Below are 21579 nucleotides of genomic sequence, written 5' to 3'. Positions count from 1 at the left end.
GCAGATGACCGTGAAACTCTCTTCTTCCATCCTCGCCAAGCTTCCGCCTGAGGTCGCCGGCCCGAACTATAATCGCGCGGCACTCAAAGCCGGCATCGTGCATTTCGGCGTCGGCAACTTCCATCGCTCGCATCAGGCCGTCTATCTCGACGACCTGTTCAATGCGGGCGTCGGCCACGACTGGGCAATTGTCGGCGCCGGCGTTTTTGAGGGCGAAAAGGTCGGCCGCGGCAAGTTGCAGGAACAGGACTGGTTGACCACCGTGGTCGAGCAGGATTCTGGCCACATGAGCGCCCGCGTCACCGGTGTTATGATCGACTTCCTGATGCCGGGCGACGCGGTCGCGATCATAGAGCGGCTTGCCGACCCGGCGATAAGGATCGTTTCGCTGACCATAACAGAGGGCGGCTATTTCATCGATCCGGCGTCCGGCGTGTTCAACCCGACCCATCCCGACATCGTCGCCGATGCTGAGCCGGGAGCAATGCCGAAGACCGTGTTCGGCATCATTCTTGCCGGGCTGTTGCGCCGCCGCGACGACGGCATCGTGCCCTTCACGATCATGTCCTGCGACAACATCCCCCACAACGGCCATGTCACCGCCGATGGCGTCATCGGGCTCGCGCGGCTGATCGACGAGAAACTGGCGACCTGGGTGAGCGAGAACGTCGCCTTTCCCAACGGCATGGTCGACCGCATCACGCCGGCCACCACCGACCGCGAGCGCGGCATTCTGTCGAGCGAGTTCGGGCTCGACGACAATTGGCCGGTATTTTGCGAGCCGTTCAGGCAATGGGTGCTGGAGGACCATTTCACCGACGGCCGCCCGCCGCTGGAAAAGGTCGGCGTGCAGTTCGTCAGCGATGTCGCACCCTACGAGCTGATGAAGATCCGCATCCTCAATGGCGGCCATGCGACCATCGCCTATCCGGCCGGGCTGATGGACATCCATTTCGTCGACGAGGCGATGCAGGAGCCGCTGGTGCGCGGTTTTCTCGAAAAACTGGAGCACGACGAGATCATCCCGACGGTGCCGCCGGTGCCGGGTACCGTGCTGGAGGATTATTACCAGCTCATCGAGCACCGCTTCTCCAATCCGAAGATCGGCGACACCATCCGCAGGCTTTGCCTCGACGGCTCCAACCGGCAGCCGAAATTCATCATCCCGACCATCGCCGACCGGCTGAAGGCCGGCAAGGGCGTCGCCGGCCTGGCGCTGGAATCGGCGCTCTGGTGCCGCTACTGCTTCGGCACGACCGATAGCGGCGCCGTCATCGAGCCCAATGATCCAAGCTGGGACCGGCTGCAGACGACCGCCAGGGCGGCAAAGGCTGCGCCTGCCGCCTGGCTGGCCATGGAGGACATCTATGGCGAGGTCGCCCGCTCGACGCCGTTCGTTGAAGCCTTTGCCAAGGCGCTCGAGGCGCTCTGGGCCGATGGCGCACGTACGACGCTGACGCGCTACCTCGCCGGCAACCTCTAAGATCGGCTCAATGCATGTCCCCGCCGATGAGGGCCCTGCAATGACGCCTGACCTGGTCATTTTCGACTGCGACGGCGTGCTGGTCGACAGCGAGGGGCTGTCCGTTTCGGCGCTGCTTAGCATGATCACGCTTGCCGGCGGCAGTGTCAGCGAGGATGCCGCCTATGAGCATTTCCTCGGCAAAAGCATGAAAAGCGTTCGCGAAATCCTCGGTCGCGACTTCGGACTTGATATCACCGACCTGCATCTGAGCGAGATGCGCGTCGGGCTGATGCGCAAATTTCGCGACGAGCTGAAGCCGATCCCCGGCATCGGCCAGGTTCTTCCGAAGCTTACCGTGCCATGCTGCGTTGCTTCCTCCGGCACGCTGGATCGCATCCGCTATGCGCTCGACGTCACCGGGCTGCTCGGGCTGCTCGAGCCGCATCTGTTCAGCGCCGCCATGGTGGCGCGGGGCAAGCCGGCGCCGGACCTTTTTCTCCACGCAGCCGCCAAAATGGGAGCGATCCCGCAAAATTGCGTCGTCGTCGAGGACAGCCCCGTCGGCGTCGCGGCGGCACGGGCGGCGGGAATGCGCGTCCTCGCCTTCACCGGCGGCTCGCATGCCGGCAACCTGGCACTGAAAGCGCGGCTTGCGTCGAGTGAACCGGACTTTATATTCGCCGACATGCTGCAACTGCCCGATCTGATTGCAGGCCTGGGAGCGAGAGTAAGAACATCTTGACGAACAGTTTCGTTTGCGCGGTCGATGTCGGCACCGGGAGCGCCCGTGCGGGCATTCTCGACACCGGAGGCACCTTGCTCGGCCGCGCCGAGCACCCGATCGTCATGAACCGGCCGAAGGCCGATCACGCCGAGCACGATTCGCAGGATATCTGGTCGGCGGTCTGCATTGCGGTGCGCGCGGCCAATGAAAAAGCCGGCGTGGCAGCGCAGGACATCGTCGGCATCTCCTTCGACGCCACCTGCTCGCTGGTGGTGCGGGGCAAGGATGGTGGCCAGCTCAGTGTCTCGGTGACAGGCGAAAGGCGCTGGGACACCATAGTCTGGCTCGATCACCGCGCCATTGCCGAGGCCGATGAATGCACCGAAAGCGGCCACGCCGTGCTCGACTATATCGGCGGCGTCATGTCGCCTGAAATGGAGACGCCGAAGCTGATGTGGCTGAAGCGCAACCTGCCCGCAACATGGAACGAAGCCGGCTATCTATTCGACCTCGCCGACTTTCTCAGTTGGAAGGCAACAGGTTCGCTTGCCCGCTCGCAATGCACGCTGACCGCCAAATGGACCTATCTGGCGCATGAAGAGACCGGCTGGCGGCGCGACTTCTTCAAAGCCGTCGGGCTCGGCGATCTTTTCGAGCATGGCAATCTGCCTGACAAGGCCAGCCCGGTGGGCGCCGATATCGGCCGGCTGAGCGCGCAAGCCGCAGCCGAGCTTGGCCTGACCGAACAATGCCGGGTCGGCGCCGGCGTCATCGACGCCTATGCCGGCGCGCTCGGCGTGCTCGGCGGCTTCGCCGGCGATGAAACCAACATCGGCCGGCATCTGGCGCTGATCGCCGGCACTTCGAGCTGCGTCATGGCGATGTCGCCCGACCCACAACCCTTTGCCGGGGTCTGGGGCCCGTATTGCGGCGCGGCGCTTCCCCGGCTTTGGCTGTCGGAAGGCGGCCAATCGGCCACTGGCGCGCTGCTCGATCACATCATCCGCTGGCACGGCGCCGGCGGCGAGCCGGACGCCGCCATGCACGCCAGGATTGCCCGACGCGTTGTCGAGTTGCGCGCCATAGAGGGCGAAAATCTGGCCGGAAGGCTGCATGTGCTGCCGGATTTCCATGGCAACCGCTCGCCGCTCGCCGACCCGCATGCCGTCGGCGTCATCAGCGGCCTGACGCTGGATTCCTCCTTCGACAGCCTGTGCAAGCTGTATTGGCGCACCGCCGTCAGCATTGCGCTCGGCGTGCGGCATGTGCTGGAAGCGCTGAACGAGAACGGCTATCTGATCGACACGCTGCATGTCACCGGCGGTCACACCAAGAACCCGCTGTTGATGGAGCTTTATGCCGACGCTACCGGCTGCACGGTGGTCGAGCCGCTGGCCGATGAGGCGGTGCTGCTCGGTACCGGCATGATCGCCGCCACTGCCGCCGGGCTTTTTCCCGATTTGAACGCCGCCTGCGTCGCCATGCAGCAAGGCGGCAAGACGCGAGAGCCCAATTCGGCGACCGCCGGCCGGTTCGACCGCGACTACCGCGTGTTTTTGGAGATGCACCGGCAGCGGCAGGCGCTGGACGCGATCAGGTAGGCTCGAATGGCTTGTACCGCTACCTCTGGTTCCAGCGCCGGATAATTGGCTCGCCAAGGTCGTGCTCATAACCGAGCACGCTTGTGCTGGCGGTATCCAGCACGAAGAGCGCGCCATCTTGCGGCGGCAGGCCGAGCCAGCGCGCCGTCAGCACCCGCAGGAAATGCGAGCTTGAGAACACCAGGACATTGCCGTTGACCTCGCGCAATTCATTGACGATCCGATCGGCCCTTGCGCCGACATCCTCTGCCGCCTCGCCGTCAGGGCAGCCGTCGCGAAACAGACGCCAGCCGGGACGCTCGATGAGGATCTGCTTCGTGGTCAGTCCCTCGTAAGCGCCGTAATCCCATTCCGCCAGATCGGCCTTCTTCATGCCGGCCGAACCGAAGCCGGCAAGCGCGCAGGTCTTGAAGGCGCGCTGCGACGGGCTCGACCAGACTGCCTGGAACGAAAGCCCCTGCAACCGCTCAGCGACCCGCCCGGCGGCCGCCTCGCCGGCTGGCGTCAACGGTATGTCGGTCAGGCCGGTGTGCTTTCCCGACGCGCTCCATTCCGTCTCGCCATGCCGAACCAGATGGATTTCGGGAAACGCGCCCATCCGCATGCCCTTTCGAGACACTGGGTATACAGCCTGCCCGGCTAGAAACCGCCTGAAGAGCAGACCTCATCGACTTCTACAGTCGCTGCTTCCGACGGTATTGCAAGCGGCGCGACCGGATCTCACGAGGGTCGGCGACGATCATCGCAACTTTTCGAAATGCGCCGGCGGAGGCGGATGATCCAGAGATATCCAGAGAAGAGACAGCGGGATCTGCTACCGGGTCGTGCGATCATTCCTTGGAGCAGCGCTGCTGATCTCCAGAACGAGCTTTCTGCGAATGGCGACCGAATAGTCGGCGGGTGATGCGGGAGCGATGACGAATGATCCTGCCCCGCCGATGACATTCTCCCTGAAGTAGCCGGGAAGGTCGGTGGTAACGCCAGGCTCAGTTCGCTCCACTGCGATTGCATTGATGATGTAACCGCTCGCCGGCGGCTTTCCGTCACTGGTAACCCGTCATTGTTGGTTCCATTCGAGGAGACATCGATGATGTTCTTTCTTGCAGTTCCTGGAAACCTGTCGAGCAATTGGCCGCTTACGTCGATCGCGAAGGAAAGAGACGTTCTTCCGCGAGAGCTGCGCCCTTGACCCGTGTCGCCCGCCCTGTCGATGGTTGAGGCCGCGGCCGCAGCCTGCCCACTGTCGCATATTGTCGTCCACGGCAGCACCGTCTGGAGGCGTCCAACGCTCGACCATTGGATGTAAGTGATGGCAATACATCCGACCAGCCCGCCGGCGATGGCGTACGCCACCTCTTTCGAACGGAGTGCGCCGACATGCCCTGTCGCTGCAGAGTCGCATGCTCGATGTTCATTGAGGCGGACTTGTCGACCGCAAAGACGATCGCCGCGTCGACATCGTTTGCCCAGGCCCTCGCGCCAGGGAAGAGGACAGTGGCGGCAAGCAAGCAAACGCCGGAAACGAGGCTGCGGAGGCTCCGCAGCGTTGCATGAGACATAGGGCGTTTCCTCGTTCCCGCTTAAGGCGCGTCGCGTTTGAACCGATTCATGCGACGCGCCTGAAGTCTTTGTTTTTGTGCATGCTGTTGTCCCAAGACCGCTGCACACCTTAGGGTCAAGCCCCGGGGCACGCTTTTGGGCGATATGCACTAGCCGCGAAATTCTTGATGAACCCGACATTCTCGCTTCTCCAGGCAAGCACTGTCATCGTCCATTTGAATGACAGGGCACAGCGCCGTCCACATTTGCTGGCTCAACTCTTCCTTGAGTCAGCCTCTTGCCATAGCTGCCAATATCGTGAACAAGCCGTGCCGTTGATGCGGAATCCGGGCCGATCAGGCCATTTCCGCGCTGAGACGCGGCTTCCGGTGTTTGCCGACGCGCCGCAATCGGATAGGCGAAAAAATGTCTGCGATCGAAGCCGGCGCGCGCGCGCCGGAAAATCTTTGGCGTCAGGAAATCAGGGCGACGCTGGCGCTCGCCTGGCCGATGGTGCTCACCAATCTCGGCCAGACGGCGATGACCGCCACCGATGTCATGATGATGGGGCGGCTGGGTCCGGACACGCTGGCCAGCGGCGCGCTCGGCGCCAACCTCTATTTCATGCCGCTGATCTTCGGGCTCGGCCTGATGCTGGCGACCTCGCCGATGATCGCCACGGAACTCGGCCGCCGTCGCCACTCCGTGCGCGATCTGCGCCGCACCGTGCGGCAGGGCCTGTGGCTGGCGATCCTCATCTCAATCCCGATCTGGATATTTCTCTGGTACGGCGAGGCCGTGTTGCTGGCCATGGGCCAGGAACCGGCGCTGGCGCATCAGGCCGGCATCTACCTGCGCTGGCTCGAATGGGCGGTGCTGCCGTTCTATGGCTATATCGTCCTGCGCTCGTTCATCTCGGCGCTGGAGCGGCCGGGTTGGGCGCTGGTCATCGTCTTCGTTGCCGTCGCCTGCAATGTCTTCTTCAACTGGGTGTTCATGTTCGGCAATCTCGGCGCTCCGTCGATGGGCATTGCCGGCTCCGGCCTCGCCACCACGCTGTCCAGCATGCTGATGTTCGCCGGCATGGCGGCGGTGGTGATGCTTGAGCCGAAGTTTCGCCGCTATCAGCTGTTCGGGCGCTTCTGGCGGGCCGACTGGCCGCGCTTCAAGGGCCTGCTGCAGCTCGGCCTGCCGATCGCCGGCCTGCTTGCCTTCGAGGTGACGATCTTCAACGCGGCGGCCCTTCTCATGGGCCTGATCGACGCCGCCTCGCTCGCGGCGCATGCCATCGCCATCCAGATCGCCTCGATCAGCTTCATGGTGCCGCTCGGCCTCAACCAGGCGGCGACTGTGCGTGTCGGGCTCGCCCATGGCGCCGGCAATCCGGAAGGTGTTTCCCGCGCCGGCTGGACCGCCTTTGTCATTGGCGTCTCGTTCATGGCGCTGATGGGGCTGGTGATGATCCTGTGGCCGCAACTGCTGATCAGCGCCTTCATCGATCTCGGCGACCCGGCCAATGCCACTGTGATCGGGCTTGCCGTGTCGTTCCTGGCCTTTGCCGCGCTGTTCCAGATTTTCGATGGCGCCCAGGCCGTGGCCGCCGGCATGCTGCGTGGCCTGCACGACACCCAGGTTCCGATGATCTATGCAGCGATCGGCTATTGGGGCATCGGCCTGCCGCTCGGCGTGCTGCTTGCCTTCCATTCCGGGCTCGACGGCGTCGGCATCTGGATCGGCCTGTCGTTGGGGCTGGCGGTGGTCGCGGCGCTGCTCCTGGCGCGCTGGCTGCGGCGCGATCGGATCGCGCCGCCGCTCTCCTTTGGGCATTGATGAAAGCGGCTTCGTCACGAGGAGGGTCGTGACGTCTATGGATATTTCGTCTGATTTGCACGCGCGGCCTGTGGGCTTAAGTCGCTTTGCAACTCCTTTGGCAGTGGAAGGCTTGAGCACCGCAAGTGCACCGCGCGTGCGAACAATTTTCGTTGCTTCTGCTGGTGCTCCTTGATGGCTGCTGCGAGCCCTAATCCGTACGGGCCAAGAAAGACGCCGGTTCCCCAGCCTGGCTGCTTTTTTTCCCGAGCGTCGTAGTCCGAAGCCTCCATGCGGGCTTGCTGGCATTCCGGCGACGCCCATTTCCGGTCTTGATTCGAAAGCGACGCTCCATAGTCGACCGGAGAGGTCGCGCATCCAGCCACTGTCGCGGCCAACGCGACCAACATTGCAATTCTCATCCCAAGCCCTTGATTAAGCATTGCGAGAGTACACAGAACTCTTCTTCCAACAAGGAGATAGCTCCGAAGAAGCGAAGAAGGCGTTCGAACGCCAAGCGCAGAGGCGGCTTGCTAGTTTGAAGTCGCCCGTCGTTCAAGCGAGCGTGCATATTGCGTCAGCGGGAAGCACATGACGAAGAAGATCAAGGCGACCAGCCCATAGACGGTGAACGGCTCGAAGGTCGCATTGTTGATGGCGTTGGATGTCCTGACCAGTTCCTCGAAACCGATGATCGAGGTCAGCGCGGTCGACTTGATCAGCTGCACCAGGAAACCGACGGTCGGGGCGCGGGTGATCGAAAACGCTTGCGGCAGGATGATCAGCCTGAGTTCCTGCAGATAGTGAAGGCCGAGGCTGGCGCCGGCGTCCCACTGGCCGCGCGGCAGCGCATCGACGCCGCCGCGCCAGATCTCGGCGAGATAGGCGCTGGCGAAGAAGGTCAGGCCAAGCGCTGCAGCGGTCCACGGCTCGATGCGCAAGCCCAGCATCGGCAGGCCGAAGAACATCAGGAAGAGCTGCATGAGCAGCGGCGTGCCCTGGAAAAGCGCGATGTAGCCCGAGGCCAGGCGCCGCGCCCATTTATTCTTGGCGATCCGGAAGAACAGCACGAGCATGCCGACCACGCCGCCGCCGACGAAGGCCGCCAGTGACAGAAGCACCGTCCAGCGCGCGGCGAGCAGAAGGTTGCGGACGATATCCCAGAAGGTAAATTCGATCATGACACGCCGGCTCCCAGAGCGCGGCGGCCGCCGCTGACCAGCAGCCGGCGCAGCCCCATCGACAGGACGAGATAGACCATCGTCACCACGAAATAGGTCTCGAAAGCACGGAAGGTGCGCGCCTGCAGCATGTCGGCCTCGTAGGTCAGTTCGCGCACCGCGATCTGCGACACCACGGCGGACTCCAGCATCATGATGATGATCTGGCTGGTCAGCGCCGGAAAGATCACCTTGAGCGCTTGCGGCAGCACGATCTTGACGAAGACCTGACGCAGCCTGAGCCCAAGCGCAAGGGCTGCTTCCGTCTGCCCGCGCGGCACCGCGTCGAGCCCGGCGCCGACGATCTCGATCGTGTAGGCCGCCATGTTGAGCGTCATTGCCAGCATGGCGGCCAGCAGCGGATCGAGCCTCACGCCGATGCTGGGCAACCCGAAGAAGATGAAGAACAGCTGCACAAGGAACGGCGTGTTTCTGATAATTTCGACATAGACGCCGATTGCCCGCTTGAGCAGCAAGGGGCCGTTTCGCCGCCCTGCTGCGCCGAGGATGCTGAGGAACGTTCCCGCGAGCGTGGTCACGGCGATCAAAAGGATCGTCATGGCCGCCCCGCGCGCGATCGCACCTGTCGCATCGGCAAGCCAGCCGAAGTCGAGGCTGTAGCCCATGATAGGTCCTTACCCCGGAGATCAATCCTTGAGGTTGTCGGGATTGAGCGGTGTTTTGAGCCAGGCTTTCGAGCTTTCGTCCAGCTTGCCGTCGGCCAGCATCTTGGCGACCGCGTCGTTGACCGCCTGCTTCAGGCGGTCCTCGTTCTTGTTGAGGCCGATATGTGACGGCGAGGTGAGAAGCTGGAACTTCTGCTCCGGCTTCAGTGCCTCCTGGCGGGCGAGCACCTGGGCGCCGACATCGTTGCCGACGACCATCAGCTGGGTCTGACCCGAGATGAAGGCCTGGATGACGGAATTATAGTTGTCGAAACGGCGGATGTCGGCCGAGGCGGGTGCTGCCTCGGTCAGTGACGTATCTTCCAGCGTGCCGCGGTTGACGGCGATCGACTTGTCGGCGAGATCGTCCTTGCCTTCGACCTTGAGCGCGGCCGGGCCGATGACGGCGATATAATAGGGCGCGTAGGCGGCGGCGAAATCGATCACCTGCTCGCGCTCCTTGGAGTAGCCGACGCTCATCAGGATATCGACGCGCTTGTCGGTAAGATACGGGATGCGGTTCTGCCCGGTCACGCTGACCAAGTTGAGCTTGACCTTGAGCTGGTCGGCGATGAACTGCGCCACGTCGATGTCATAGCCCTTGATGCTCATATCGGCACTGGCCGAGGAGAAGGGCGGAAAGTCGGAGAAAATGCCGACATTGATCGCGCCGGCCTTAGTGATGTCGTCGAGCGCGTCGGCATTGGCGGCCTGGGTGGCAAGACCGAGGCCGGCGAGCATCAGCACGGCGGCGATGGATGATTTCATGTGAAGTGCCATTGTCGTTCCCCTGCTGGAAGCTGTTTTGTTTGAATGCGGCCGCCGGCTCCAGCGCGGCGCTCGCCTTGGAAGTTCTTGCCTGATGCGTCAGGCTCGCTTGCCTGAGAGCGCCGGGCTGAACACCATCAGGCTGAGGATCTCGAACAGCACCTGCGCGCCGGCATGGGCGGTGTTGGTGGTCGCGTCATACTGCGGCGCCACCTCGACGACGTCGCCGCCGACGATGTTGAGGCCCTTCAGGCCGCGCAAGAGTTCAAGCACTTCCCGCGTCGTCAGCCCGCCGACTTCCGGCGTGCCGGTGCCGGGCGCGAAGGCCGGGTCGATGCTGTCGATGTCGAAGGACACATAGGTCGGGCCGTCGCCAACGATCTGGCGCGCCTTCGCGATGATGGCTGGGATGCCGAGGCCGGTAACCTCTTCGGCATGCACGACGGTCATCCCGGATTCGTAGGTGAACTCCCACAGATATTCGGCCGAGCCGCGGATGCCGATCTGGATGGTGCGCGACGGGTCCAGCACCCCGTCCAGCACCGCGTTGCGGAACGGCCCGCCATGGTGGAACTTGGTCATGTCGAACAGGCCGCTGGTGTCGCAATGGGCGTCGATGTGGATCATGCCGACCGGCGCCTTTTTGCCGACAGCCTTCAGGATCGGGTGGCTGATCGAGTGATCGCCGCCGACCGAAAGCGGAATGACGCCGGCGTCGACGATCTGGTTCGTCCGGCGCTCGATGTCGTCATGGCTGGTCTCCAGCCGGTAGCGGCTCTGGAACGGCACGTCGCCGATGTCGGCCACCTTCAGTTCGTGTGTCGGCGCGCATTCCAGCACGTGGTTGTAGGGACCGATGCGCTCGATTGCGCGTAGCGCCCTTGGCCCGAAGCGGGCGCCCGGCCGGTTGGTCACGCCAAGGTCCATCGGCACGCCGATCATCGCCACCTGCAGATCGCCGAAATCAGGATTGTCGGCGGCTATTTCCCGGTAAGGCGCGCTGAGGAAGGTCGGGATGCCGGAATAGGGCGCCAGCCGCGTGCCGCTCTTGGAAAAAATCTTGTCGGCGACGCGGCGGAATTTTGGGTCGAACATCTCGCCGCCATGGCTTTCGCCGTATTTGCGGCTCAACGCCTCGAGCTTGCCGCGATCATAACCCATGTCGGTCCTCCATGGCTGGTGCAGAGCGGCCATCAATGACGGTCGCGCCGGCTGCCTGCGGATTTCACGTCTTGATGCTGTACGCGCCAAAGTGTCTTGCAGCTGCATTGAAAAATCAATTGATATTGTTAGGGTCTTTGCTGTGAGAAAATCTCACATTAATGTCGAGCACGATCTTATCCGAAAACGGGGTCCCACTTCTGGGGATCGTGCTCCTTTGAGGCTCCGATGGCCAAGCGTCTGCCTCCCCTGAATCCATTGCGGGCCTTCGAGGCGACGGCGCGCCATGCCTCGCTGACCAAGGCGGCGGCTGAGCTCAACGTCACCCACGGCGCCGTCAGCCATCAGATCAAGGCGCTCGAACAGTCGCTGGGCGTCAAGCTGTTCGAGCGCGCCGGTCAGCGGGTGAAGCTGACGCCGCACGGCGCCGAATTGCTGCCGGCGGTGTCGACCGCCTTCGAAGGCATCGCCGCCGCCACGCAGCGCATGACAAGGCCGGCGAGCACCGGCGCCCTGTCGGTCTCCTGCGTGCCGGCACTGCTGCTGCTGTGGATGATCCCGCGGCTCGGCAGCTTCACCTCGCAGTATCCCGATATCAGGCTGACGCTGATCCCGTCGAATGATGCCAAGGACGTCCGCGCGCCGCATATCGATATCTGCGTGCATTATGGCGATGGCAGCTGGACCGATTGCTGGATGCGCAAATGGTCGGGCCTCGAACTGTTCCCGGTGGTCAGCCCGACGCTGATCAACAACCGTCCGATCCGCACCGTGCGCGACCTTGCCGATCACGTCTTCCTGCACGGCGACGACGGCCGCGAATGGCACACCTGGCTGGCCGCCGCCGATGCGCTGGATCTGGAGCGCGGCCGCCGCCACCATCTCGGCGACGCGCGCATGGCGAGCGAGGCTGCGGTCCACGGCCATGGCGTGGCGCTGGGCGATACGGTGACGGCAAGCGGACTGCTTGCCAGGGGACTGCTGGTCGCGCCGTTCAGCCTGTCGGTGCCGGCGGTCGACGATTTCTACGTCGTCTGCCGCAACGAGATGAGGTCGGCACCGATCGTGCAGCTGTTCATCGACTGGCTGTTTGCCGAAAAGGAGCAGGCCGACGGCCGCGCCGATGCGCCGGTGGCGGGCCGCATCGGCATCCGCAGGAAGCGTCCGGCGCTGAGGGTGATCGGCGCCAAGACCGCGTCCTGAAGTTGCTGCAGCCGAAGCAGCGCGCTTGCCGCAGCGGTTTCTTTTTGTCGGACCAGCCCGCAAAGCGGGAGGCGCATTCAAAAATTCAATGCTAAGAGGCATTTGGAGCAATTCCAGGAAAAGTGCGCAGCGGTTTTCCCGGGAAAAGCGCATAGCGCTTTCCCTAGGAAATTGCGCTAAATAAAAAGCTAGGGCGAGCAGCGAAGGCGGCATCGAGACATGACCAAGACCGATATAGCGCGGCGCGTCTACAACCACACCTGGAAGCTCGACCCGATTGTCCGCAGCCTGCTCGACACCGATTTCTACAAGCTGCTGATGCTGCAGATGATCTGGGGCATGTATCCCAAGATCGACACCACCTTCTCGCTGATCAACCGCACCACCTCGGTTCGCCTGGCCGAGGAGATCGACGAGGCAGAATTGCGCGATCAGCTCGACCATGCCCGCACCTTGCGCTTCTCCAAGAAAGAGATGATCTGGCTTGGCGGCAACACCTTCTATGGCCGCAAGCAGATTTTTGAACCGGAATTCCTCGCCTGGCTCGAGAATTTCCAGTTGCCGGAATACGAGCTTTCCAAGCGCGATGGCCAGTACGAGCTCACGTTCAGCGGTCCGTGGATGTACACAACACTCTGGGAGATCCCGGCGCTGGCCATTATCAATGAACTTCGATCTCGCGCCGCCATGCGGGCGTTCGGGCCCTTTGCGCTCGACGTGCTCTATGCTCGCGCCAAGGCCAAGATGTGGGCCAAAACCGAGCGGCTGAAAGCGCTGCCGGATATCCGCATTTCGGATTTCGGCACCCGCCGCCGCCATTCCTTCCTGTGGCAGCGCTGGTGCGTCGAAGCGCTGAAGGAAGGCATCGGCGAGGCTTTCACCGGCACCTCCAACGTGCTTTTGGCCATGGACAACGACCTCGAGGCGCTCGGCACCAACGCGCATGAACTGCCAATGGTGTTCGCCGCGCTCGCCAATTCGGAAAAGGAAATGAAGCAGTCGCCCTACAAGGTGCTGCAGGACTGGCAGCGCTACTATGGCGGCAATCTGCTGATCGTGCTGCCGGACACCTTCGGCACCGCGGCGTTCCTGCGTGACGCGCCGGACTGGATCGCCGACTGGACCGGTTTTCGCCCCGACAGCGCGCCGCCGATCGAAGGCGGCGAAAAGATCCTTTCCTGGTGGCGCGGAAAGGGCAAGGACCCCAGACAGAAGCTGCTGATCTTCTCCGACGGGCTCGAGGTCGAGACCATCGAGGAAACCTACCGCCATTTCCACGGCAAGGTGCGCATGTCCTTCGGCTGGGGCACCAACCTGACCAATGATTTCGAGGGCTGCGCGCCGACCGATACCAACCGGCTCGACGCCATCTCACTGGTCTGCAAGGTCACCGAAGCCAATGGCCGCCCGGCGGTCAAGCTCTCCGACAATCCCGCCAAAGCCACGGGCGACGAAAAAGAGATGATCGAGCGCTATTTACGCATATTTGGCGAGAAAGACCGCGTGGAGCAATTGGTCAAGGTGTGAGGTGTGAGGGAACTCTTGGATAATTCGAGTTCCTTCGCGCCCCCCTCTGTCCTGCCGGACATCTCCCCCACGAGGGGGGAGATTGGCCGTCATCTACACCTTCGCCAATCTCCAACGTCGCATGGAAGGCGCCGGCCGTGCGGCCAGGCGATCTCCCCCCAAGTGGGGGAGATGCCAAGTTTTGGCAAAGAGGGCAGGACAGAGGGGGGCGCCGTAGAGCGCTGTCGTCTTTCGCTGGCTCTATTGCTTGCAGCCCTGTGTTTCGCATCACCCACCCCCGCCTTCGCCCATGCCTCCGATCGCGGCCACGTCCTGCTTCTGCCCACCGGCTACTACGTCGCCGGCGGCGCGCTCGCGGTCGCCGCCAGTTTCCTTGTCCTGGCGCTGCTGCCGCCAGACTTTCCTGCCCGCTTCTGGCGGCGGCGCCTGCCGCTTTTTGCATTCGGCGACGGCGCGCGGGCGGTCGTCAGCTTGATATCCTTTGCCGGCTTTGCAATTCTGGTTGCGGCCGGCCTGTTCGGCAGCCGTGATCCGCTCTCCAACCCGCTGCCGCTGGCGATCTGGACGCTGCTCTGGGTTGGCCTGGTTCTGCTGCAGGGGCTGTTCGGCAATCTCTGGTCATGGCTCAACCCCTGGTACGGGCCCTGGCGTGTCATTTCCCGCCTGTTCGGCAATCGCAAGACATGGCGACCGCCTGCGTGGCTCGGCTGCTGGCCGGCTTTCGCGCTGTTCTTCGCCTTCGCCTGGTTCGAGTTGATCGACCCGGCGCCCGACGACCCGGCGCGGCTCGCCTGGGCCGCCGGCCTTTATTGGTTGCTGAGTTTTGCCGCCATGCTGGTGTTCGGCTACCGCGACTGGACCCGGCGCGGTGAGTTCCTGACCGTCTTCCTCGCCATGGTGGCGCGATTCGCCCTCCTTGAGCGCAATGAAGGCAAGCGCAATGAAGGCGGGCGCAATGAAGTCGAGCGCAAAGAAGGCGGTCGGCTCAGTCTGTGCTGGCCGGGCGCCAAGCTCAGCAATGCCGCGCCGCTGTCGCTCAGCGGCATTGCTTTCCTGCTGCTGGCACTGTCGTCGGTGTCGTTCGACGGCCTGTCGAAAACCTTCTTCTGGCTCGGCCTGTTCGGCATCAATCCGCTGGAAGTCCCGGGCCGCACGGCGGTGATCGGCATCGGCAGCTTCGGGCTCGTTTTGACGTTCGTCTTGCTTGCAGCCGCGTTCATCATTGCCATTGTCCTTGGCCAGCATCTTGCCGGCAGCCCGCATTCCCTCAGTCAGGCCGCAGGGCTGCTGGTCTGGTCGATCGTGCCGATCGCGCTCGCCTATCATGTTGCGCACTATCTGACGGCGCTGCTCGTCGACGGCCAATACGCCATGGCTGCGCTTTCCGACCCGTTCGCGCTGGGCTGGAACCTGTTCGGCACCGCCGACATGCGGATCGAAGCCGGCGCGGCCGCCGGCGCCGGCTCGGCATGGTGGCTGTGGAATTTTCAGGCCGGTGTCATCATCATTGGCCACATGCTCGCCGTGCTCGTCGCGCATGGCCTCGCCTGGCGATTGCACCCGCGTCCCGCCGGCGCCGCGCTCAGCCAGTTTCCGCTCACCGTACTGATGATCGCCTATACGGTCTTCGGCCTGTGGCTGCTTGCCACGCCTTCGGTCGGGTGAGACAAAACCCCGCTTCGACGGCGTCGATTGAACCCCCCTGGGGAAAGCCTGCTTGCCACATCAGGGCTTTGGTGATTTAGTTTGTACACATGCAATTTCGGCGCTCTTACCAGGAGTGGCCCGTCTCGCTACAGCCATTGGTCAAAACTCAAAAACAAGGGGAACTGCCGTGACTGACAAGAATGGGTTTTTCGATCTCTCCAAGACCGGTCTCACCCGCCGCACTGCGCTGAAGGGGTTGGCCGCGGGCGCCGGTCTCGCCGTCGCGCCTGGGTTCGTGCGTTACAGCCAGGCGCAAAGCTCGGCTCCGATAAAGATAGGCTTCCAGTGCCACCGCACCGGCATCGGCGCCGCCTATGGCCGCTGGTACGAGCGGACCACCGCAGCCGCGGTCAAGGCGATCAACGAAGCCGGCGGCATCAACGGCCGGCCGGTCGAGGTGATCATCGAGGATGACGGCACCGATCCCGGCCGCGGCGCCGAAGTGGTCGGCAAGTTCGCCACCCAGCACAAGACCGACATCGTCTACGGCACGCTGTTTTCGCATGTCGTCATCGGCTCGGCGCCGGCCGCCGGCGAGGCCAAGATACCCTATTTTGTCGTCAGTGAAGGCCACCACGTCGCCTCGACCAAGCTCAACCGCTACGTCTTCCAGCCCGGCATCACCGACGTGAAGAGCCAGATCCAGGCGATGGCGCCGTGGATCGCGGCGAATGCCGGCAAGAAGGTGACGCAGATTTTCCCCGATTTTGCCTTCGGCTACGACCATCGCGACTACCTGCCGCCGGCGCTGAAGGCGCAGGGCGCCGAGGTCATCGCCCAGATCGCCATCCCGCCGACGGAATCGTCCTTCACCAAATACTTTCCGCAGATCCCGGCCGAAACCGAGGTGATCTACCACGTCATGGTCGGCCCGGCGGTACTCACCTTCGTCAAGGAACTCGGCGAATTCTACGGCTCCAGCCGGCCGCAGCTGTTCGGCTTCATCGATTCGCTCGAAGCCACCGACATCAACAGCCCCGGCCTCGAATTCCTCGACGGCAGCCATTTCTGGGAAGGCTCGCCGCGTTACGCGCAGCCAGATGATTCCGCTGCGCAGAAGGCCTATCGCGCCGCTGTCGGCATCGACGACAATGGCGCCGCCGTCGGCGATCCGAAGGACGTCTCCACCGCCGCGCACATGTTCGGCTGCTGGGAAACGCTCTATGTCGTCAAGAAGGCGATGGAGGACGCCGGCTACAAGGGCCCGGAAGACCGTGCCAAGCTGGTCGAGGCGACCGAGGCCTTGACCGAGTTCGCCGAGGGCCCCGAGCATCCGCAAGGGCCGAAGACCTTCAACGGCAAGATCCACCAGTGTTTTGGCATCCAGAACATCTCAAAGGTCGAAGGCGGCCGGCTGAACGTCGTCCACAAGACCAAGATCGAGGACGGCCTCTACGAGCCGGAAGGGGATTACACGACGCAGCCGCTGTGAGCTTGCACCCCGCCAGCGTATAGCCGATGCACTTCGGACCCCACCTTCTCCTCGCCGCCCTCGAAGGCCTCGTCACCTCCGCCGTGCTGGCGCTGACGGCGCTTGGCCTGTCGCTGGTGTTCGGCGTCATGCGCGTCGTCAATGTCGCCCATGGCGAGTTCTTCATGCTCGGCGCGGTGCTTGCCTGGGCGATCTCCACGGCGATATCAGGCCATCCGGCGCTCGGCTTCGTGGCAGCCCTGGCGCTGGCGCCGCTGATCGTCGGCCTGATCGCGCTGGTCTCCGAACGGCTGGTGCTGCGCCGGCTGAATTACAATCCGGAAGCCACCATCGTCGCCACCATCGGCATGCTCTACATCATCCAGCAACTGGCGCTGACCTTTTATGGTCCGGAGGCACGGCCGGTGGAGCCACCCTTCAGCTACCGCATCCTTTTGCCGTGGTTCGGCTACTCCGGCTACAAGCTGTCGATCATCGCCGCATCCGCGCTTCTGCTGGTGGCGACCTGGTTCGTGCTGACGCGTACGAAAATCGGCCTCGTCATGCGCGCCACGCAATATGACAGCGAAACGGCGCAGGCCTTTGGCATTCCGGTCGACCGCGTCTATGCCGGCGTCTTCGCGCTCGGCGCGATGCTGGCGGCGGTGGCCGCGGTGCTGATCGTGCCGATCAGCCAGGCGCATTATTTGATGGGACAGGACCCGCTGCTGCTGTCCTTCATCGTCGTCATCATCGGTGGCCTCGGCTCGCTGCGCGGCACCGTCGTCGCTGCCGTGCTCATCGGCCTGTCGGACGGCATCATCTCGGTGTTCTTCTCGCCGACGCTGGCCAAGATCATCGCCACGCTGCTGGTCGCCATGGTGCTGGTGTTCCGGCCGCAAGGCCTGTTCGGGACGGCATCGCGATGAAGGAGGCTTCACCGTCAAAAGCCTATGCGTTGCATCTCGGCGTCATCGTCCTGCTGTTCGCCCTAAGCTTCGTCCTGCCGGAATATCACCACGGGCTGCTCGCCCGCATCATGGTGCTGGCGGTTTTCGCCATGGGCTACAACCTGCTGTTCGGCTATGTCGGGTTGCTCAGCCTCGGCCACGCCATGTTCTTTTCGGCTGGGCTCTATGGCGCAGGCCTTGCCGTCATCCACCTCGGCTGGAGCGTGCCGGCCGCCTTCGCCGCCGGCCTTGCCTGCGGCGCGCTTCTCGCGCTGGTGATCGGGCTGCTGGCGCTGCGCACTTCCGGTGTCGCCTTCATGATCGTCACCATGATGTTCGCGCAGGTGTTCTATCTCATAATCCTCTATCTCGCGGCCTGGACCGGCGGCGATCAGGGCCTGGTGGTGCCACAGTCGGCGCGTGTGCTTGTTTTGGGCGACACCTCGCTCGGCCTCACCAATCCGACCGTGCGCTACATGAGCGCGCTGGTCCTGTTCTCGATCGTGCTGCTGGTGACGCTCGGCATAGTCCGCTCCAGGCATGGCCGTGTGCTGGTCGCCATCCGCGAAAACGAGGAGCGGACCAAAATGCTTGGCTACGACACTTTTTCCAACAAGCTTGCCGCGGTTGTCATCTCCGGCACCATCTGCGCGGCATCGGGCGCCGCCTACGCGCTGCTGTTCGGTTATGTCGGCTCGACCTTCGCCTCGGTGCAATATTCCATCCTGCCGCTGCTCTGGGTGCTGCTCGGCGGTGCTGCCACCACGCTCGGTCCGCTGATCGGCACGCTGTTCATGTACTATGTCGTCGACATCGCCAGCGGCTACACCTCGGCCTATCTGCTGATCGTCGGCATCGCCCTCATCCTGCTGGTGCTGTTCTTCCCCAAGGGCATACTCGGCACCATCCGCCAGCGCTGGCTCGGATGGCTGCCATGATGCCGCTGCTGACGACCAAGGGCCTGTCCCGCAATTTCGGCGGCCTGCGCGCCGTCGATGGTGTCGATTTCGCCCTCATGCCGGGCGAGATCCGCGCCGTCATCGGCCCCAATGGCGCCGGCAAGACCACCTTTGTCAGCCTGGTCAGCGGCCGCATCCAGCCGTCGTCGGGCATGATCGTCTTCGACGGCGCCGACATCACCAACCTGCCGGCCTACGCCAGGGTCCGCCTCGGCATCGCCTACACCTTCCAGATCACCAGCGTCTTCGCCAATCTCACCGCTTACGACAATGTCGCGCTGCCGGTGCAGCGCACGCTGACCGACGGCCGCTCGAAAGGTGCCGTGCATGCCAGCGTCATGGCGGCGCTGGAGCGCACCGGCCTTGCCGGCCGCGCCCACATGCCGGCCGGGCAATTGTCCTATGGCCATCAGCGCCTGCTCGAAGTGGCGATGGGGCTGGCGCTGAAACCGCGCCTGCTGATCCTCGACGAGCCGACGCAGGGGCTGGCCGACAGCGAGATCGACAATTTCATCGGGCTGGTGCGCGAGATCGCCAAAAGCGCCACCGTGCTGCTGATTGAACACAACATGCCGGTGGTCATGCAGCTTGCCGACCGCATCACCGTCTTCAACGCCGGCAAGATCCTGGCCGAAGGCACGCCCGAGCAGGTCCGCGCCAATGCCGAGGTGCAGGACGCCTATTTGGGGACGACCCCATGACACAACCGCGGGCTGAAGCACTGACCATCTCCGGGCTCGATTGCTTCTACGGCGAGGTCCAGGTGCTCTACGGCCTCGACCTCGTGCTGAACAAGGGCGAGGTGCTTTGCCTGTTCGGCCGCAATGGCGCCGGCAAGACGACGACGCTGAAGGCGATCATGGGCCTCGTTCCCTCACGCGCCGGCTCGATCAGGCTCGACGGCAGGGAATTGACCGGCCTGCCGGCGCATGACGTGCCGAAGGCCGGCGTCGCCTATGTGCCGCAGGGCCGGCGGCTGTTCGCCGAGATGACGGTGGCCGAAAACATCGAGATCGGCCTGATGGCCCGCGGCAAGGGCAAGACGACGCGCGAAAACGTGCTCGACCTTTTCCCGCTGCTGCGCCAGCGGCTGAGGCAACGTTCCGGCACGCTGTCGGGCGGCGAGCAGCAAATGCTGGCCATGGCGCGGGCCCTGTGTCTCGAGCCGCAGGTGCTTCTGCTCGACGAGCCGACCGAAGGGCTGATGCCGTCGATGATTGCAAAAATTCGCGAGACGGTAGCGAAGCTGCGCGGCCTCGGCGTCTCGACGATCCTGGTCGAGCAGCGCGTCGATGCCGTGCTGTCCGTCGCCGACCGGGTCTCGTTCATCGAAAACGGCCGCAACCGCGAGACCGTCGATGTCGAGGAGCTTCGCGCCGATCCGTCGGCGGTTCGCCGCTATGTCGGCGTCGGCTGATCAGCGAAAGAACAGAAAACCCGCGATCAGGAATATCGGGATCAGCACCGCGCCCGACCAAGCCATGTAGCCGAAGAAGCCCGGCATTTTTACGCCGCGATGCCTGGCAATGGCGTAAACCATAAAATTCGGCGCATTGCCGATATAAGTGTTGGCGCCCATGAACACCGCGCCGGCCGAGATCGCCGCCAGCGTCGAGGCGAAGGTGGTCATCAGACGCTGCGGATCGCCGCCGGCGAGCTCGAAGAACACCAGATAGGTCGGCGCATTGTCGAGGAAGGAAGACAGCGTTCCAGTCATCCAGAAATACGCCAGGTCGTTGGGTTCACCCGTTGGCGAAGTAACCAGCGAGACCAGCGGCGCCAGCGCGCCGTCGGGGCCGGCTCTGAGAATGGCGATGACCGGCACGATGCAGATGAAGATGCCGGCGAACAGTTTCGCCACCTCTGATATCGGCTCCCAATGGAAGTTGTTCGCCTGCCTGTGGCTCTTGGGCGAGACGCCGAGCGAAAGGAAGGCGAGCGCCAGGATGATGGCGTCGCGCACCAGGTTCTGCAATTCAAGGCTCACGCCCTGGACGGAGAAAGCCACGTCCGGCTTCCAGGTCGCGGAAAGCAGGATCGCGCCGATCACCCCGGCCAGCAGCGGGACGTTGGCCAGGCCTCGGATGCGCACCTTGGTGTCCGGTGTCGGATCCTTGATCTTCGGCGCACCGGCCTCGCGGCGATGCAGGATGATGTCCATGGCCAGGAAGACGGCCAGCACCAGGCCGCCGACGAACAACGTCACCTGATAGAGGTTGGTGGTGGTCCAGAAGAAATCGACGCCGCGCAGGAAGCCGACGAACAGCGGCGGATCACCGAGCGGCGTCAGCGAGCCGCCGATGTTGGACACCAGGAAAATGAAGAAGATGACGACATGGGCGTTGAACGGCCGGTTGTCGTTGGCGCGCAGGATCGGCCTGATCAGGATCATCGAGGCGCCGGTCGTGCCGATGAGCGAGGCGAGCATCGCCCCAATCAGCAGCAGTCCGGCATTCACCAGCGGCGTGCCGTGGATGTTGCCGGCTACGAGGATGCCGCCCGAAATGGTGAACAGCGCAAACAGAAGAATGATGAACGACATGTATTCGGTGAGCAGCGCATGCAGGACTGCCTCTGCAGCCGAAGCCATGCCGAACGCCAGCGCCAGAGGCACGACCGCAAGCGCCGCCCAGAACAAGGTGATCTTGCCGTAGTGATGCTCCCAGACATGGTGGAAGAGCAATGGCCCGGTGGCGATCGACAGAAGCAGGCCGGCAAAGGGCAGCGCCCACCACAGCGACATTGTTTCGCCCGGCAGTTCGTGGGCCTCGGCTGCGAGCACTGTTCCCGGAAACAGGGTTGCGATTGCCACCACAGCGCCCGCCGTCAAAGCCGCCGCAAACCGCATAATGCCCCCTCTGGAATTGTGT

Annotated in this window: 19 protein-coding genes and 1 pseudogene; 12 read left to right on the top strand and 8 right to left on the bottom strand. The window is 63.6% G+C overall.

Translation table 11 applies throughout. The features are described 5' to 3' along the window. The first annotated feature begins 4 nt into the window (after positions 1-4). Genes M727_RS0107575 through M727_RS0107565 form a run of 3 tightly spaced genes read left to right on the top strand, consistent with a single transcriptional unit; the run spans position 5 to position 3790 of the window. Positions 5-1483 carry a mannitol dehydrogenase family protein gene (locus M727_RS0107575; protein WP_027152171.1) on the top strand — a complete coding sequence of 493 codons (1479 nt, stop codon included), beginning with the start codon at positions 5-7 and terminating at the stop codon, positions 1481-1483. 40 nt (positions 1484-1523) lie between these two features. Further along, entirely contained in the window at positions 1524-2207 is a 684-nt protein-coding gene (locus M727_RS0107570) for an HAD-IA family hydrolase (RefSeq protein ID WP_027152170.1), read from the top strand. Then, positions 2204-3790 carry an FGGY-family carbohydrate kinase gene (locus tag M727_RS0107565; RefSeq protein WP_027152169.1) on the top strand — a complete coding sequence of 529 codons (1587 nt, stop codon included), beginning with the start codon at positions 2204-2206 and terminating at the stop codon, positions 3788-3790. The genes M727_RS0107570 and M727_RS0107565 overlap by 4 nt, the downstream gene beginning before the upstream one ends. A gap of 19 nt (positions 3791-3809) precedes the next feature. Here M727_RS0107565 and M727_RS0107560 read toward each other — a convergent pair whose 3' ends face one another. Then, positions 3810-4388, bottom strand: a complete 579-nt coding sequence (locus tag M727_RS0107560) for a histidine phosphatase family protein (RefSeq protein ID WP_027152168.1) — start codon at positions 4386-4388, stop codon at positions 3810-3812. A gap of 216 nt (positions 4389-4604) precedes the next feature. Beyond that, positions 4605-5530 (bottom strand): annotated as a pseudogene (locus M727_RS39770) (DUF1194 domain-containing protein). Positions 5531-5755: 225 nt separating this feature from the next. Between M727_RS39770 and M727_RS0107550 the strand changes: the two are divergent. Further along, entirely contained in the window at positions 5756-7159 is a 1404-nt protein-coding gene (locus M727_RS0107550; protein ID WP_027152167.1) for an MATE family efflux transporter, read from the top strand. A 35-nt stretch (positions 7160-7194) separates the two neighbouring features. On the opposite strand, the gene M727_RS42950 is transcribed toward M727_RS0107550, so the two are convergent. From M727_RS42950 to speB, 5 genes are all read right to left on the bottom strand, one after another. Beyond that, a complete protein-coding gene (locus M727_RS42950; RefSeq protein WP_027152166.1) occupies positions 7195-7560 on the bottom strand; it encodes a hypothetical protein in 366 nt (121 codons plus the stop codon). A 111-nt stretch (positions 7561-7671) separates the two neighbouring features. After that, entirely contained in the window at positions 7672-8319 is a 648-nt protein-coding gene (locus tag M727_RS0107540) for an amino acid ABC transporter permease (protein WP_027152165.1), read from the bottom strand. Then, the gene (locus M727_RS0107535; RefSeq protein ID WP_023801531.1) at positions 8316-8984 is read right to left on the bottom strand and encodes an amino acid ABC transporter permease; all 669 of its coding nucleotides are present in this window, start codon (positions 8982-8984) and stop codon (positions 8316-8318) included. Before M727_RS0107535 ends, M727_RS0107540 begins: the two co-directional genes overlap by 4 nt. Before the next feature lie 21 nt (positions 8985-9005). Further along, positions 9006-9803: a transporter substrate-binding domain-containing protein gene (locus tag M727_RS0107530; RefSeq protein ID WP_027152164.1), complete on the bottom strand. Its 798-nt coding sequence runs from the start codon at positions 9801-9803 to the stop codon at positions 9006-9008. Between the two features lie 87 nt (positions 9804-9890). Then, positions 9891-10952 (bottom strand): agmatinase, encoded by a 1062-nt coding sequence (gene speB / locus M727_RS0107525; RefSeq protein WP_027152163.1) that lies wholly within the window; start codon positions 10950-10952, stop codon positions 9891-9893. A 228-nt stretch (positions 10953-11180) separates the two neighbouring features. Between speB and gcvA the strand changes: the two genes are divergently transcribed. The 8 genes from gcvA (at position 11181) to M727_RS0107485 (ending at position 20126) form a co-directional block, all read left to right on the top strand. After that, positions 11181-12155, top strand: a complete 975-nt coding sequence (gene gcvA / locus M727_RS0107520; protein WP_027152162.1) for a transcriptional regulator GcvA — start codon at positions 11181-11183, stop codon at positions 12153-12155. Between the two features lie 219 nt (positions 12156-12374). Next, positions 12375-13682 (top strand): nicotinate phosphoribosyltransferase, encoded by a 1308-nt coding sequence (pncB, locus tag M727_RS0107515; RefSeq protein WP_027152161.1) that lies wholly within the window; start codon positions 12375-12377, stop codon positions 13680-13682. Between the two features lie 171 nt (positions 13683-13853). Next, complete coding sequence (locus tag M727_RS0107510) at positions 13854-15347, top strand: hypothetical protein (RefSeq protein ID WP_036261718.1); 1494 nt, start codon at positions 13854-13856, stop codon at positions 15345-15347. 169 nt (positions 15348-15516) lie between these two features. Then, entirely contained in the window at positions 15517-16821 is a 1305-nt protein-coding gene (locus M727_RS0107505; protein ID WP_027152159.1) for an ABC transporter substrate-binding protein, read from the top strand. A gap of 26 nt (positions 16822-16847) precedes the next feature. After that, positions 16848-17729, top strand: coding sequence for a branched-chain amino acid ABC transporter permease (locus M727_RS0107500; RefSeq protein WP_027152158.1), 882 nt, complete (start codon positions 16848-16850; stop codon positions 17727-17729). Further along, on the top strand, positions 17726-18688 hold the full coding sequence (locus M727_RS0107495) for a branched-chain amino acid ABC transporter permease (RefSeq protein WP_027152157.1): 963 nt from the start codon (positions 17726-17728) through the stop codon (positions 18686-18688). The genes M727_RS0107500 and M727_RS0107495 overlap by 4 nt, the downstream gene beginning before the upstream one ends. Continuing rightward, entirely contained in the window at positions 18685-19410 is a 726-nt protein-coding gene (locus M727_RS0107490; protein ID WP_027152156.1) for an ABC transporter ATP-binding protein, read from the top strand. Before M727_RS0107495 ends, M727_RS0107490 begins: the two co-directional genes overlap by 4 nt. Next, positions 19407-20126 carry an ABC transporter ATP-binding protein gene (locus M727_RS0107485; RefSeq protein ID WP_027152155.1) on the top strand — a complete coding sequence of 240 codons (720 nt, stop codon included), beginning with the start codon at positions 19407-19409 and terminating at the stop codon, positions 20124-20126. The genes M727_RS0107490 and M727_RS0107485 overlap by 4 nt, the downstream gene beginning before the upstream one ends. On the opposite strand, the gene M727_RS0107480 is transcribed toward M727_RS0107485, so the two are convergent. Then, positions 20127-21557, bottom strand: coding sequence for a sodium:proton antiporter (locus tag M727_RS0107480; RefSeq protein WP_027152154.1), 1431 nt, complete (start codon positions 21555-21557; stop codon positions 20127-20129). Between the last annotated feature and the right edge of the window lie 22 nt (positions 21558-21579).

The organism is Mesorhizobium sp. WSM2561 (assembly GCF_000513915.1).
GTDB lineage: Bacteria > Pseudomonadota > Alphaproteobacteria > Rhizobiales > Rhizobiaceae > Mesorhizobium > Mesorhizobium muleiense.
This window is presented reverse-complemented; position numbering and strand designations above follow the sequence as displayed.

Coding starts and splice junctions, on each gene's coding strand:
- M727_RS0107575 (WP_027152171.1), top strand. CDS start 5: ATGACCGTGAAACTCTCTTCTTCCATCCTCGCCAAGCTTCCGCCTGAG.
- M727_RS0107570 (WP_027152170.1), top strand. CDS start 1,524: ATGACGCCTGACCTGGTCATTTTCGACTGCGACGGCGTGCTGGTCGAC.
- M727_RS0107560 (WP_027152168.1), bottom strand. CDS start 4,388: ATGGGCGCGTTTCCCGAAATCCATCTGGTTCGGCATGGCGAGACGGAA.
- M727_RS0107550 (WP_027152167.1), top strand. CDS start 5,756: ATGTCTGCGATCGAAGCCGGCGCGCGCGCGCCGGAAAATCTTTGGCGT.
- M727_RS42950 (WP_027152166.1), bottom strand. CDS start 7,560: ATGAGAATTGCAATGTTGGTCGCGTTGGCCGCGACAGTGGCTGGATGC.
- M727_RS0107540 (WP_027152165.1), bottom strand. CDS start 8,319: ATGATCGAATTTACCTTCTGGGATATCGTCCGCAACCTTCTGCTCGCC.
- M727_RS0107535 (WP_023801531.1), bottom strand. CDS start 8,984: ATGGGCTACAGCCTCGACTTCGGCTGGCTTGCCGATGCGACAGGTGCG.
- M727_RS0107530 (WP_027152164.1), bottom strand. CDS start 9,803: ATGGCACTTCACATGAAATCATCCATCGCCGCCGTGCTGATGCTCGCC.
- speB (WP_027152163.1), bottom strand. CDS start 10,952: ATGGGTTATGATCGCGGCAAGCTCGAGGCGTTGAGCCGCAAATACGGC.
- gcvA (WP_027152162.1), top strand. CDS start 11,181: ATGGCCAAGCGTCTGCCTCCCCTGAATCCATTGCGGGCCTTCGAGGCG.
- pncB (WP_027152161.1), top strand. CDS start 12,375: ATGACCAAGACCGATATAGCGCGGCGCGTCTACAACCACACCTGGAAG.
- M727_RS0107510 (WP_036261718.1), top strand. CDS start 13,854: ATGCCAAGTTTTGGCAAAGAGGGCAGGACAGAGGGGGGCGCCGTAGAG.
- M727_RS0107500 (WP_027152158.1), top strand. CDS start 16,848: ATGCACTTCGGACCCCACCTTCTCCTCGCCGCCCTCGAAGGCCTCGTC.
- M727_RS0107495 (WP_027152157.1), top strand. CDS start 17,726: ATGAAGGAGGCTTCACCGTCAAAAGCCTATGCGTTGCATCTCGGCGTC.
- M727_RS0107490 (WP_027152156.1), top strand. CDS start 18,685: ATGATGCCGCTGCTGACGACCAAGGGCCTGTCCCGCAATTTCGGCGGC.
- M727_RS0107485 (WP_027152155.1), top strand. CDS start 19,407: ATGACACAACCGCGGGCTGAAGCACTGACCATCTCCGGGCTCGATTGC.
- M727_RS0107480 (WP_027152154.1), bottom strand. CDS start 21,557: ATGCGGTTTGCGGCGGCTTTGACGGCGGGCGCTGTGGTGGCAATCGCA.